12 protein-coding genes and 1 tRNA gene are annotated in these 12223 nt (G+C 70.6%); 11 read left to right on the top strand and 2 right to left on the bottom strand.

Translation table 11 applies throughout. The annotated features are described in order from the left end of the window. The first annotated feature begins 53 nt into the window (after positions 1-53). The 7 genes from D3273_RS05635 to D3273_RS05605 all read left to right on the top strand — a co-directional run bounded on the left by D3273_RS05635 (position 54) and on the right by D3273_RS05605 (position 6186). The gene (locus D3273_RS05635; protein WP_129224385.1) at positions 54-1949 is read left to right on the top strand and encodes an ABCB family ABC transporter ATP-binding protein/permease; all 1896 of its coding nucleotides are present in this window, start codon (positions 54-56) and stop codon (positions 1947-1949) included. Between the two features lie 74 nt (positions 1950-2023). Continuing rightward, positions 2024-2722, top strand: a complete 699-nt coding sequence (locus D3273_RS05630) for a phosphatidylserine decarboxylase (RefSeq protein WP_129224383.1) — start codon at positions 2024-2026, stop codon at positions 2720-2722. Positions 2723-2725: 3 nt separating this feature from the next. Beyond that, positions 2726-4030, top strand: a complete 1305-nt coding sequence (locus D3273_RS05625; RefSeq protein ID WP_129224381.1) for an adenylate/guanylate cyclase domain-containing protein — start codon at positions 2726-2728, stop codon at positions 4028-4030. Beyond that, entirely contained in the window at positions 4027-4875 is an 849-nt protein-coding gene (locus tag D3273_RS05620) for a CDP-alcohol phosphatidyltransferase family protein (RefSeq protein WP_129224379.1), read from the top strand. Before D3273_RS05625 ends, D3273_RS05620 begins: the two co-directional genes overlap by 4 nt. A gap of 209 nt (positions 4876-5084) precedes the next feature. Next, on the top strand, positions 5085-5303 hold the full coding sequence (gene infA, locus D3273_RS05615) for a translation initiation factor IF-1 (RefSeq protein WP_129218220.1): 219 nt from the start codon (positions 5085-5087) through the stop codon (positions 5301-5303). A gap of 10 nt (positions 5304-5313) precedes the next feature. Then, entirely contained in the window at positions 5314-5967 is a 654-nt protein-coding gene (locus D3273_RS05610; protein ID WP_129224377.1) for a Maf-like protein, read from the top strand. Positions 5968-5985: 18 nt separating this feature from the next. Next, complete coding sequence (locus tag D3273_RS05605) at positions 5986-6186, top strand: DNA gyrase inhibitor YacG (RefSeq protein WP_129224375.1); 201 nt, start codon at positions 5986-5988, stop codon at positions 6184-6186. Between the two features lie 24 nt (positions 6187-6210). On the opposite strand, the gene D3273_RS05600 is transcribed toward D3273_RS05605, so the two are convergent. Further along, positions 6211-6444 (bottom strand): hypothetical protein, encoded by a 234-nt coding sequence (locus D3273_RS05600; protein ID WP_245501012.1) that lies wholly within the window; start codon positions 6442-6444, stop codon positions 6211-6213. 116 nt (positions 6445-6560) lie between these two features. Further along, a complete protein-coding gene (locus D3273_RS28105; protein ID WP_165359388.1) occupies positions 6561-6812 on the bottom strand; it encodes a sulfurtransferase TusA family protein in 252 nt (83 codons plus the stop codon). Positions 6813-6956: 144 nt separating this feature from the next. On the opposite strand from D3273_RS28105, the gene D3273_RS05590 reads away from it, so the two are divergent. From D3273_RS05590 to der, 4 genes are all read left to right on the top strand, one after another. Continuing rightward, positions 6957-7032: transfer RNA gene (locus D3273_RS05590), tRNA-Phe, on the top strand. A 193-nt stretch (positions 7033-7225) separates the two neighbouring features. Continuing rightward, complete coding sequence (locus D3273_RS05585; protein ID WP_129224369.1) at positions 7226-9877, top strand: valine--tRNA ligase; 2652 nt, start codon at positions 7226-7228, stop codon at positions 9875-9877. A gap of 181 nt (positions 9878-10058) precedes the next feature. Further along, positions 10059-10823 carry a tetratricopeptide repeat protein gene (locus tag D3273_RS05580; protein WP_165359387.1) on the top strand — a complete coding sequence of 255 codons (765 nt, stop codon included), beginning with the start codon at positions 10059-10061 and terminating at the stop codon, positions 10821-10823. Next, on the top strand, positions 10820-12211 hold the full coding sequence (der, locus tag D3273_RS05575) for a ribosome biogenesis GTPase Der (protein ID WP_129224365.1): 1392 nt from the start codon (positions 10820-10822) through the stop codon (positions 12209-12211). The genes D3273_RS05580 and der overlap by 4 nt, the downstream gene beginning before the upstream one ends. Positions 12212-12223: the final 12 nt, after the last annotated feature.

Here is a 12223-nt window from a genome sequence, read left to right as displayed (position 1 = left end):
ATATGCATGCGACCGACCGCCGTGCCCGCCGCGAAAGGCCAGATCCTTCCACCATGCCCGATATCGACGATCCCGCCGCGGCCGTGACGCCCCACGCGCAAACCTCGCTCGCCGCCACCCTGCGCCACCTGTGGCCCTACATCTGGCCGTCCGACCGTGCCGACCTCCGCCGCCGCATCTACGTGGCGCTGGTGCTGATGGTGGCGGGCAAGCTCGTCACTGTGGCGATCCCCTACGCGTTCAAGTTCGCCACCGACGCCCTGGTGGGCCGCGAGGACGCCGGGGTTGAGCATCTTCCCGCCGTGCTGGCCGGCCCGGTCGCGCTGACGCTGCTCTACGGCCTGCTGCGCATGCTGATGAGCGTGCTGACCCAGGTGCGCGACGGGCTCTTCGCCTCCGTGGCCATGCATGCCGTCCGGCGCATGGCGAACGACGTCTTCGTGCACCTGCACGAGCTGTCGCTCCGGTTCCACCTGGAGCGCAAGACCGGCGGGCTGACGCGCGTTCTGGAGCGCGGGCGCGGCGCCATCGAAACCATCGTCCGCATGACCATGCTGACCGGCGTGCCGACGATCATCGAGTTCGTGCTGGTGATGGGCGTGTTCCTGGTCCAGTTCGACTGGCTCTACGCCCTGGCGGTGCTGCTGATGATCGCCGCCTACACGGGCTTCACCGCGGTGGCGACGAACTGGCGCATCGCGATCCGCCAGGTGATGAACGAGAGCGACCAGGACGCCAACACCAAGGCCATCGACAGCCTGCTCAACTTCGAAACGGTGAAGTATTTCGGCGCCGAAGCGCGCGAAGCGTCCCGCTACGACCTGTCGATGCGCCGCTACGAGCAGATGAGCGTGAAGACCTACGTGTCGCTGGCGGTGCTCAACGCCGGGCAAGCGATCATCTTCTCGGCCGGCCTGGCCGTCGTGATGGCGATGAGCATCGCGGGCATCCGGGCGGGGCGCAACACGGTCGGCGACTTCGTGCTCATCAACGCCATGATGATCCAGCTCTACCAGCCGCTCAACTTCATGGGCCTGGTCTACCGCGAGGTGAAGCAGGCCATCATCGACATCGATATGATGTCGGCGATCCTGCGGTCGGCCCCGGAGGTGCAGGACCGCCCCGGGGCCGAGGCGCTGGTGGTGAGCCGGGGCCACCTGCGCTTCGAGGACGTGTGGTTCCGCTACGACCCCAAGCGCGACATCCTGCGCGGCGTGTCCTTCGACGTGCCTCCGGGCAAGACGGTGGCGGTGGTGGGCCCCTCGGGCGCCGGCAAGTCGACGCTGTCCCGCCTGATGTTCCGCTTCTACGAGCCCCACCGCGGCCGCATCACGGTCGATGGCCAGGACATCGCCGGGGTGACGCAGTCCTCCCTGCGCGACGCCATCGGCATGGTGCCGCAGGACACGGTGCTGTTCAACGACACGCTGGGCTACAACATCCGCTACGGCCGCTGGGCCGCCGACGAGGCCGAGGTGGCGGAAGCCGCGCGCCTCGCCCAGATCGACCGCTTCGTGGCGAGCGTCCCGGAGGGCTACCGCGCCCAGGTGGGCGAACGCGGCCTCAAGCTGTCGGGGGGCGAGAAGCAGCGCGTCGCGATCGCCCGCACCATCCTCAAGGCGCCCGCCATCCTGGTGCTCGACGAGGCCACCTCGGCCCTCGACACCTTCACCGAACGCGAGATACAAGACGCGCTCGACCGCGTGTCGCGCGGGCGCACCACGGTGGTGATCGCGCATCGCCTGTCCACGGTGGTGAACGCCGACGAGATCCTGGTGCTCGACAAGGGTGTCATCGTCGAGCGCGGCACCCACGACGGGCTGCTGGAGCGCCGCGGCATCTATTCCGCGATGTGGAACCAGCAGCGCGAGGCCGAAGCCGTCGCGGACATGCTGCGCGGGTCCGAGGCGGGCGACGAGGGGCGGGACCGCGAAGCGGTCGACGCGTGACGCGACCCGTCGCGCGGTTGGGATGATGGTGCCATGGGGATGAACGTGACCGCTGCCGCCGTGAAGGCTTCCCCATGTCGGTGATCGCCAGCCTGAAGCGGCAGGCCGTCCCGATCCACCCCGAAGGCTACGTCTTCATCGCCGGCTTCTTCGTGGCCGCGCTGGTGCTCGACTGGCTGTGGAGCCCGCTCGGCTGGCTCGGCTTCATCGTCACGGCCTGGTGCGTGTATTTCTTTCGCGACCCGAAGCGCGTCACGCCGATGCGGGAGGGCTTGGTGGTGTCGCCCGCGGACGGCACCGTGTCGTCGGTCGGCTTCTTCGTGCCCCCGCCCGAACTCGGCCTGGGCGACCGGCCCCTGCAGCGCGTGTCGGTCTTCATGAGCGTCTTCGACTGCCACGTGAACCGCGCGCCGCTGTCGGGCCGCATCCTCAAGGTGGCCTACAAGCCCGGGCTGTTCGTCAACGCCGACCTCGACAAGGCGTCCGAGGACAACGAGCGCTCGTCCATGCTGCTGGAAACGGGGATCGGGCGCGTGGGCGTCGTGCAGATCGCCGGCCTCGTCGCCCGGCGCATCGTGTCCTTCGTGCGCGAAGGCGAAACGATCGGCGTCGGGGACCGCTTCGGCCTGATCCGCTTCGGCTCGCGCGTCGACGTGTACCTGCCCGAGAACGTCCGCGTCATGGTCGGCATCGGCGCCACCGCGGTCGCGGGCGAAACCGTGCTGGCCGATGCCCGGGCCGCCGAATCGCCGCGCTCCTTCAAGGCCGGGTGACGCTTGGACGCCACCGCGCAGGCCCCGGCCGACATGCCCCTGGCGGCCGCCGACGCGGCCCTGACGGCGGCCGACATCGTCGACCTCCCGGCCGAGCGCCTCGACCGGCTGATGGGCTGGGACCTCGCCTACGGGGTTTCGCTCGTCGCCGACTGGCTGACCCGCAACGCCCGCACGAAGGACATGCCGAGCGAGCGCATCGCCACGCTCTGCGACAAGCTGCTCGTCCTCGGGCTGCCGCTCGACCGCTACGGCTCGTCGACCGAGGTGCTCGACGCCGAGCATGATTCCGTGTCGCGCCTGTGGGTGCGGGGCCGGGGCGTGACGACGCGCACCTACGTGCGCACGCAGGACGACGATTCGGGCTACCGCTTGTCGCCCTTCTACGAAGCCGCCTGGACCGGCCGGGCGGTGGAGATGCGCCTCGCCGACACGGAGGTGACGCGCTTCGGCATCGTGGCCGAGCTGAAGGCCGAAGGCTTCACCCACTACCTTTGCGTGCCGATCCCGCTGATGAACGGCGGCCACGGCTGGGTGACCTTCGCCACCAAGCAGGCCGGCGGCTTCGCCGTGCCCGAGATGGCCGCGCTGTCGCGGCTGCTCCCCGCCATCGCCATGCTGATCGACCTGCGCTCGACCTGGCTGTCGCTCGACAAGCTGCTGCGCACCTACGTGGGCGACGAGCCGCACCGCGCCATCCTGCGCGGCAACACCAAGCGCGGCCAGGTGTCGACGATCCGTTCGGCGATCCTATTCGCCGACATGCGCGATTCGATCGGCCACACGGCGGACCTCGGCGCCGTCGAGGCGGTGGCGGTCTTCAACGCGTTGTTCGACTGCCTCGTGCCGCCGATCGAGGGCCGGCGCGGCGAGGTGCTGAAATACATGGGGGACGGGCTCTTGGCGATCTTCCGCGACGGGGCCGACGGCGACGCGGCCGACCGCGCGCTGGCGGCGGGGCAGGACGCGCTCGAAGCCCTCCGCGCCCGCAACCTGCTCCACCCGGGCGAAGCCCCGATCGAGGCCGGCGTGGCGCTGCACTACGGCGAAGCGGCCTACGGCAACGTCGGCTCGGGGCTTCGGCTCGACTTCACCGTGATCGGCAAGGACGTGGGGCTGACGAGCCGCATCGCCAACCTCAACCGACCGCTCGACCAGCCGGTGCTGATGTCGGGCGAATTCGCCCGGCGCCTGCACGGCCCGGCCACCCATGTCGGCGCCTTCGCGGTGCGGGGCTTCAAGGAGCCCATCGACGTGTTCCGCCCCGAGCCGCCCGAACCGCTGCAGCGAGGAGCCGACGCCGCATGAGCGCGGACCGCGACCAAGATCCGGACGCGCTGGAGCCGGTGCCGTCCGCCCTTCTGCGCCCGCCGGCCCGCCGGCGGCGCTTCCGCAACGTGCCGCTGCGCATCGTGCTGCCCAACCTCATCACGCTGCTGTCCCTGTGCCTGGGGCTGACGGCGATCCGCTACGCCACGGAAGGGTCCTTCGAGAGGGCCGTCTTCTTCATCGTGGCGGCGGCCGTCCTCGACGGGGTCGACGGGCGGCTGGCACGCGCCCTGAAGGGGACGACGCGGTTCGGCGCCGAACTCGACTCGCTCGCCGACTTCGTCGACTTCGGGGTGGCGCCGGCGCTGACGCTGTATTTCTGGAACATGCATCAGATGAAGAGCTTCGGCTGGTTCGCCGCCATGGTGTTCGCCATCGCCATGGCGCTGCGGCTGGCCCGGTTCAACGCCGGCCTCGACGATCCGGACAGGCCCGCCTGGGCGTCGAACTTCTTCACCGGCATGCCGGCGCCGGCCGGCGCCATCACGGCGCTGCTGCCGTTGTACCTGCACCTGTCGGCGCTGGGATGGGTCTTCGAGCGCTGGGCCGTGGCGCTGGAGATCGCCTACCTGCTCGGCATCGCGGGGCTGATGGCCAGCGCCATCCCGCACTTCTCCGGCAAGTCGCTCGGCCGCGTGCCGCGCGAGCAGGTCATCCCGGTGCTGTTCGGCGTGGCGGTGTTCGTGCTGCTGCTGGCCACCTTCCCCATGGAGGTGCTGGCCGCCGTGGTGATCCTGTTCCTGGCCCTCATCCCGTTCAGCCTGCGGTCCCACCGGCGCTACGTGCGGCGCGATGCCGAGAAGGCGCGCAGCTTTCCGGCCTAGCCGGGGGTGGCGGCCCGGCCGGGTTTCCCGGGCGACACCTTTCGGGATCTCCGTGCCGTCACCATCATCAGTTCACAAGCCGGGCAATCTCCATTAGGGTCCGCCGGCTTGCAGCGGTGCCCCCCGGCGCCGTGCAGCATGTCGCCGCCGTTTCCGGCGGCGCAACGCATCGTGGAGGACCATCCGCGGCGCTCGAAAGATCGGATCATATGGCGAAGGAAGAACTGCTCGAGTTCCCCGGCACGGTGACGGAACTGCTGCCGAACGCGATGTTTCGCGTGAAGCTCGAGAACGAACACGAGATCACCGCCCACACCGCCGGCAAGATGCGCAAGAACCGCATCCGCGTGCTGACGGGCGACCGCGTCCTGGTCGAGATGACCCCCTACGACCTCACCAAGGGCCGAATCACCTATCGGTTCAAGTGAGGCCCGCCCGGTGATCGGACCCGCGCGGGACCGCGCCCCGTCACCGCCGCCGCGCCTGATCCTCGCCTCGGCCTCGCCGCGGCGCTTGGCGCTGCTCCAGCAGGTCGGCGTCGAGCCCCACGCCCTGCTGCCCGCCGACATCGACGAGACGCCCGAGCGGTCCGAACTGCCGCGCGTGCTCGCGGCGCGCCTCGCCGCCGGCAAGGCGGAAGCGGCATCGGACGCCGCGGAAGCGCGCGGGGAGCGCGACGGCGCCTACGTCCTCGCCGCCGACACGGTCGTGAGCGTCGGCCGTCGGATCCTGCCGAAATGCGAAACGCGCGACGAGGCGGAGGACTGCCTGCGCCTGCTGTCGGGCCGCGCCCATCGCGTCCACACCGGCGTCACGCTGCTGACGCCGCGCGGCGGCCGGCGGCACCGGCTGGTGGAAACGCGGGTGCGATTCAAGCGCCTGTCCGGCGTCGAAATGCAGAGCTACCTGGATTGCGGGGAATGGAGCGGCAAGGCCGGCGGATACGCCGTTCAGGGCTTCGCTTCCACCTTCGTGGTCAAGCTCGTGGGATCCTACACCGGCGTGGTCGGGCTTCCGCTCTACGAAACGGTGTCGCTCCTCGCCGGCGAAGGCTATCCCGTCCACGCCGCCTGGGCGGCGGGGGACCGATGAGGCGCGGGAGGCGACGCCATGGATGAGGCCGCGAACGACAACAGCGGGCCGGCGGTGAAGCGCCGCTGCCCCATCTGCAGCCGGGCAGCCTCGCCGGAGTTCAAGCCCTTCTGTTCCAAGCGCTGCGCCGACGTCGACCTGCACCGCTGGCTCGGCGAGGGCTATCGCGTGCCCGTCGCGCTGGACGACGACATGCGGGACAGCCCCGACCCCGAGTGACCGGGACCGCGGCCGTCCCGTCGATCAATCGTCGTCGTCGGTCTTCTTCGGGGCCGCGGCCGTGTCCGGGCGGGAGAACACCGCCTTGCAGCCGGCGCTGAGCTGGGACTTGTTCTGCCGCAGGCAGGCCGTGATGGCGTCCTCGTCGGGGATGTTGCTCGCGCACAGGCGGTAAACGTCCGGGGTGCAGGCCAGCTGATCTTCGGCGCTGCCGCCGTGCTGTTGGGCGAAGGCCGTCGCCGGAGCTGCGAGGGCCAAGACGAGGATCGCGTAAGCTGTTCGTTTCACCGTTGTGATGCCCCGCTGTTGCTGTCGACGGTCAACGCCGGCTGTCCGCATTTGATCCTGCCCGGCGGTTTCGCGCCGCCGTGGCCTCATGTTTTGCGGACGGTGAACTGCGATTCCCGTCCGTCCCGCGCCGCGCCGACCAGCATGTCCCCGGTTTCCCGGACCAGGTTCGGGATGTCGAGCGACGCCAGCGGGTCCGTGCAGCGCACGAGGATCACGCCGCCCGGGGGCAGTCGCCCGAGCGCCCGACGGACGTGCAGCACGGGCAGGGGGCACTTCAGGCCCCGCAGGTCCAGCGTTTCGGGAGCGGCTTCCGCCATCGCGCGTTCCTCGTCCATCGCCGCCGTTCTGGCGCGAGCGGTCCCGTGCCGTCCAGTGCCCGAACGCTCGCCCTTGTCCACAGTCCGCTCCAAAAGGCCCTGGACAAGCCCGGAGCCCCTCCGTATAAGCCCCTCAGTCGCGGCCCTGACGGGCTCCGAGACGCCCGAGTAGCTCAGTTGGTAGAGCATGCGACTGAAAATCGCAGTGTCGGTGGTTCGAATCCGCCCTCGGGCACCATCAGCATTCGATGGTGCATGACAGTTCGACTGTCGCGACGACTTCCTTTCTGAGCAGCATCGGGCATCGACCGCTCTCGTGCGGTTGCGGCTGTGAATCAGGCCCCGATCTGCTAATCCCCGTCGTCCCGCGCGTTTCGCCGGGCATGCGACCGCTCGGGCCCAGCCGCCGGCCCGCGGTCCGGAGCTGAACGATGACCGCTGACACGCCGAGCCTGCCCGCCCACTTCGACCCCGATGCGATCGAGCCCGGGCTCGTCGAGCGCTGGGTCGAGACCGGCGTCGGCCGGGCCGACGTGTCCTCGTCGAAGCCGAAGTTCTCGCTCGTGATGCCGCCGCCCAACGTCACGGGGCAGCTCCACATCGGCCACGCCCTCGACATGACGCTGCAGGACGTGGTGGTGCGCCACAAGCGCCAGCGCGGCTTCGACGTGCTGTGGCTGCCCGGCACCGACCACGCCTCCATCGCGACCCATTTCGTCGTCGAGCGCGAGCTGGCCAAGACGGGCGAAACGCGCTTCACGCTCGGCCGCGAAGCCTTCCTGCGCCGCGCGGACGCGTGGCGCGACCAGTCGGCCGGCGCCATCCAGAGCCAGCTCCGCCGCCTCGGCTGCACGCCGGACTGGTCGCGCGAGCGCTTCACGCTCGATCCGGTGATCACCAGGGCGGTGATGCGCGTCTTCGTGGCGATGCACCGCGAAGGGCTGATCACCCGGGGCACGCGCCTCGTGAACTGGGACCCGAAGTTCCGCACCGCCGTGTCCGACCTCGAGGTGGAGACGCGCGAGGTCGAGGGGCACCTGTGGCACATCCGCTACCCGCTGGCGGAGGACCCGCTCCGCCACATCGTGGTCGCCACGACGCGGCCCGAAACGCTGTTCGGCGACCAGGCCGTGGCGGTGAACGCCGCCGACGAGCGCTACCGCGACCTCATCGGCAAGCTCGTCACCCTGCCGCTGACCGGCCGCGCCATCCCGATCATCGCGGACGAGCACGCCGACCCCGAGCAGGGGAGCGGCGCCGTGAAGATCACCCCCGCCCACGATTTCAACGACCACGCGGTGGGGCTGCGCCACGGCCTCGTGGCGCTCGACGTCATGACGCCCGACGGCCGCATGAACGACGCCGTTCCGGAGCCGTTTCGCGGCCTCGACCGCTTCGACGCGCGCGCCCGCGCCGTGGAAGCGCTGGAAGCGCTGGGGCTGATCGAGAAGATCGAGCCCAAGCTGATCGCGCAGCCCTTCGGCGACCGGTCCCAGGTGGTCCTCGAGCCGCGCATCACCGACCAATGGTTCATGCGGACGGACGGCCTCGCCGCCGCTGCGGCGAAAGCCGTTCATTCGGGCGAAACGCGCTTCGTTCCCGGCAACTGGGCCAACGTGTTCCATCGCTGGATGGACAACATCGAACCCTGGTGCATCAGCCGCCAGCTCTGGTACGGCCACCAGATCCCGGCCTGGTACGGCGAGGACGGCGAAATCTTCGTCGCCGAAACCGCCGAGGAGGCCGGCGAGGCCGCCCGGGCGCATTACGGCCGCGCGGTGTCGCTGACGCGCGACCCCGACATCCTCGACACCTGGTTCTCGTCCGCCCTGTGGCCCTTCGCGACGCTGGGCTGGCCCGACGAGACGCCGGAGCTCGCCCGCTATTATCCGCAGGACCTGCTCGTCACCGGCTTCGACATCATCTTCTTCTGGGTCGCCAGGATGATGATGCAGAGCATCCACTTCGAGGGACCGGCCCCCTTCCGCGACATCTACATCCACGGCCTCGTGCGCGACGCGCAGGGGCAGAAGATGTCGAAGACCAAGGGCAACGTCATCGATCCCCTCGAGCTCATCGCGCAATACGGCGCCGACGCCACCCGCATGACCATGATGACCCTGTGCGGCCACGGGCAGGACATCCGCATGTCGCCGGACGCGGTCCGTCCCGCGCGGCTCTTCGCCAACAAGCTGTGGAACGCCGCCCGCTTCGCCGCCTTCAACCGCTGCTTCGAGGCCGCCGTGCCCCTGCCGGCCGCGCCGTCCAACGCCATCGACGCCTGGATCGTGGCCGAGCTGGCCGCCGTGGCGCGCGCCACGCTGGCGGCGCTCGACGACTACCGTTTCAGCGATGCCGCCACCGGCCTGCAGGCCTTCGTGCGCGACACGTTCTGCGACTGGTACGTCGAATTCTCGAAGATCAGCATGAACGGCGGCGACGCCGCAGCGGCAGCGGAAACCCGCGCGGTCGTGGGCTGGTGCTTGAAGACCATCCTGCAGCTCCTCAACCCGTTCATGCCCTTCGTCACGGAAGCGCTGTGGGACGGCTGCGCGGCGGGCGAAGCCATCACGGCGGCGCAGCTGCCCGACTTCGAGGCTTTGCCGGTCCGCGCCGAGGCGTCGACGCAGGTCGAGGGCGTGATCGCGCTCGTGACGCGCATCCGCTCCGTCCGCAGCGAGCTGAAGGTGGCGCCGGGCAAGCCGGTGCCGCTGCTCGTGTCCGCGCCGTCGGACGCCGCGCGCGCGCTGCTCGACCGCTTCGGGCCGCACATCCGCCGCCTCGCCAACCTGTCGGGGATCGACGTCGCCGGCGACGCGCCGGAGGGGTCGGTGCGCCTCGCGGTCGGCGGAACCGACTACCTGCTGCCGCTCGGCGACGTGGTCGACTTCGCCAAGGAGAAAGCCCGGCTCGAAAAGGAGCTCGCCAAGAACGGCAAGGACGCGGGCTCGATCGCGGCGCGCCTCGGCGACGAGGCTTTCGTCGCCAAGGCCAAGCCCGACGTCATCGCGCTGAACCGGGCGCGGCTCGTCGCTTTCGAAGCCGAGCGCGAGCGGCTGGTGGCGGCGCTGGCGCTGCTGTGAACCGTCGCGCGGCCGCGCGCCGCTGGCGCGCCGCCCGTCCGGGGTCGCTCCGCCGGTTCTCTTGCCATCCCGCGGCTCAAACCTGCTAAGGGGGACGCGGGAGCGGGCTGTCGTCGGCCCCATGTTCGACGGACCGGCGCGCCCCGCGCGCGTCCCGGCCCCGCGAGGTTCACGAGAAACGATGTCCGATTTCATCCGCGAGGTCGACGAGGAATACCGCCAGGACCAGTTCCGGCGATTCCTGTCGCGCTACTGGGTCGCGCTGCTGCTGCTCGTCGTCGTGGTCCTGGCCGCCGCCGGCGGCTGGCGCGGGTATCAATATCACCGCCAGCAGCAGGCCGAGGCGGCCGGCGCCCGCTACTTCGACGCGCTCGATGCCCTCCCGGCCGACCCGAAGGCCGCGCTCGCCGGCTTCGACGCCCTGGCCCAGGACGGCCCGGCCGGGTACCGCACCCTGGCGCGCTTCCGCGCCGCGGGCGAGCTCGGCCGCACCGACGTCCCCGGCGCCGTGAAGGGTTTCGATGCCCTCGCGGCCGACGCCACCGTGCCCCAGGAGATGCGCGACATCGCAGCCCTGCGCGCCGGGCTCCTCGTGGTGGACACGGCGGATGCCGCCGAACTGGGCCGCCGCCTCGGGCCGCTCGCCGACACCAACTCCGCGTTCCGCTCCGTCGCGCGCGAGATGCTGGCCGCGGCGGCGTTGAAGCGCGGCGACGATGCCGGCGCCGGCAAGTGGCTCGACGCCATCGAAGCCGACCCCCTGGCCTCGCCCGACAGCCGCCAGCGCGCCGGGTTCCTGCTCGGCGTCATCCGGGCCGGCAGGCCCGCGGCGGCGCCCGCCACGAGCGCGGCGACGCCGGGCGACGCGGCGGCCGGCAAGGCCGAACCCGGCGTCCCGCCGGCCGACAAACGAGAGCCCGGCGCGAAGCCGGCGGAGAAGCCATGAGCAAGGTCGCCATCATCGGCCGGCCCAACGTCGGCAAGTCCACGCTGTTCAACCGGCTGGTGGGCAAGAAGCTCGCGCTGGTCGACGACCAGCCCGGCGTCACCCGCGACCGCCGTGAAGGCGAGGCGACGCTGTTCGACGCCGATTTCACCCTCATCGACACCGCCGGCCTCGACGACGCCGCCGAAGAAACGCTGGCCGGGCGCATGCGCCAGCAGACCGAGGTCGCGGTGGCGGACGCCGACGTGATCCTGTTCGTGATCGACAGCCGCATCGGCGTCACGCCGATGGACAGCCACTTCGCCGGCCTCGTGCGCCGGGCCGACAAGCCCATCATCGTCGTGGCCAACAAGGCGGAAGGGCGGGCGGGCGAAGCGGGCGCCCTCGAAGCCCACGGGCTCGGCCTCGGCACGCCGGTGGCGATCTCGGCCGAGCACAACGAGGGCATGATCGACCTCTACGACGCGCTGGCGGCCGTGCTGCCCCAGTCCGCTCCCGAGCTGCCCGAGGAGGAGGTCGCCCCGCTGGTGCTCGGCGACGACGAGGACGGCACCGAGCTCGACCCCACGAAGCCGCTGCGCATCGCTGTCGTGGGCCGCCCCAACGCCGGCAAGTCGACGCTGCTGAACGCGTGGCTGGGCGAGGACCGGCTGCTGACCGGCCCCGAGCCCGGCATCACCCGCGACTCCATCGGCATCGAGTTCAAGTGGCGCGACCGCGACCTGAAGATCTTCGACACCGCGGGCCTGCGCAAGCGGTCCCGCATCGAGGACAAGGTGGAGAAGCTCGCCGCCGCGGACGCGATCCGCGCCGTGCAGTTCGCCGAAGTGGTGATCGTGCTGCTCGACGCCACGATCCCGTTCGAGAAGCAGGACCTCACCATCGCGGCCCTTGCGGAGCGCGAAGGCCGCGCCATCGTGATCGGCGTCAACAAGTGGGACCTGATCGAGGCGCGCGGCTCCAAGCTCAGCGAGATGCGCGAATCGGCCGAGCGCCTCTTGCCTCAGATCAAGGGCGTGCCGGTGGTGCCCGTGTCGGGCCGCACCGGCTTCGGGCTCGACAAGCTGCTCGAAGCCTCCTTCAAGGTGGCGGAAACCTGGAACCGCCGGCTGTCCACCTCGCGCATCAACCGCTGGCTGTCGGCCGCGCTCGACGCCAACCCGCCGCCGGCCGTCAGCGGCCGGCGCATCAAGATCCGCTACATGACGCAGCCCAAGGCGCGTCCGCCGACCTTCGTGCTCTTCGGAAACCAGCTGAACGGGCTGCCGAGGTCCTACCAGCGCTACCTCGTCAACCAGATGCGCGACGTGCTCGACCTGCCCGGCATCCCGATCCGGCTCGTCATGCGCCAGGGCGACAATCCCTACGACAAGAACAAGAACCGGTGAGGCGCCGTCCCG

The organism is Lichenibacterium minor, assembly GCF_004137685.1.
Classification (GTDB): Bacteria; Pseudomonadota; Alphaproteobacteria; order Rhizobiales; family Beijerinckiaceae; genus Lichenihabitans; species Lichenihabitans minor.
The sequence above is the reverse complement of the archived record's forward strand: the minus strand, read 5'-3'. Positions and strand labels throughout refer to the sequence as shown.

Bases quoted from the DNA above. Each gene is read 5' to 3' on its own strand.
- infA (WP_129218220.1), top strand. From the start codon at position 5,085: ATGGCGAAGGAAGAACTGCTCGAGTTCCCCGGCACGGTGACGGAACTG.
- D3273_RS05605 (WP_129224375.1), top strand. From the start codon at position 5,986: ATGGATGAGGCCGCGAACGACAACAGCGGGCCGGCGGTGAAGCGCCGC.
- D3273_RS05630 (WP_129224383.1), top strand. From the start codon at position 2,024: ATGTCGGTGATCGCCAGCCTGAAGCGGCAGGCCGTCCCGATCCACCCC.
- D3273_RS28105 (WP_165359388.1), bottom strand. From the start codon at position 6,812: ATGGACGAGGAACGCGCGATGGCGGAAGCCGCTCCCGAAACGCTGGAC.
- D3273_RS05635 (WP_129224385.1), top strand. From the start codon at position 54: ATGCCCGATATCGACGATCCCGCCGCGGCCGTGACGCCCCACGCGCAA.
- D3273_RS05620 (WP_129224379.1), top strand. From the start codon at position 4,027: ATGAGCGCGGACCGCGACCAAGATCCGGACGCGCTGGAGCCGGTGCCG.
- D3273_RS05580 (WP_165359387.1), top strand. From the start codon at position 10,059: ATGTCCGATTTCATCCGCGAGGTCGACGAGGAATACCGCCAGGACCAG.
- der (WP_129224365.1), top strand. From the start codon at position 10,820: ATGAGCAAGGTCGCCATCATCGGCCGGCCCAACGTCGGCAAGTCCACG.
- D3273_RS05585 (WP_129224369.1), top strand. From the start codon at position 7,226: ATGACCGCTGACACGCCGAGCCTGCCCGCCCACTTCGACCCCGATGCG.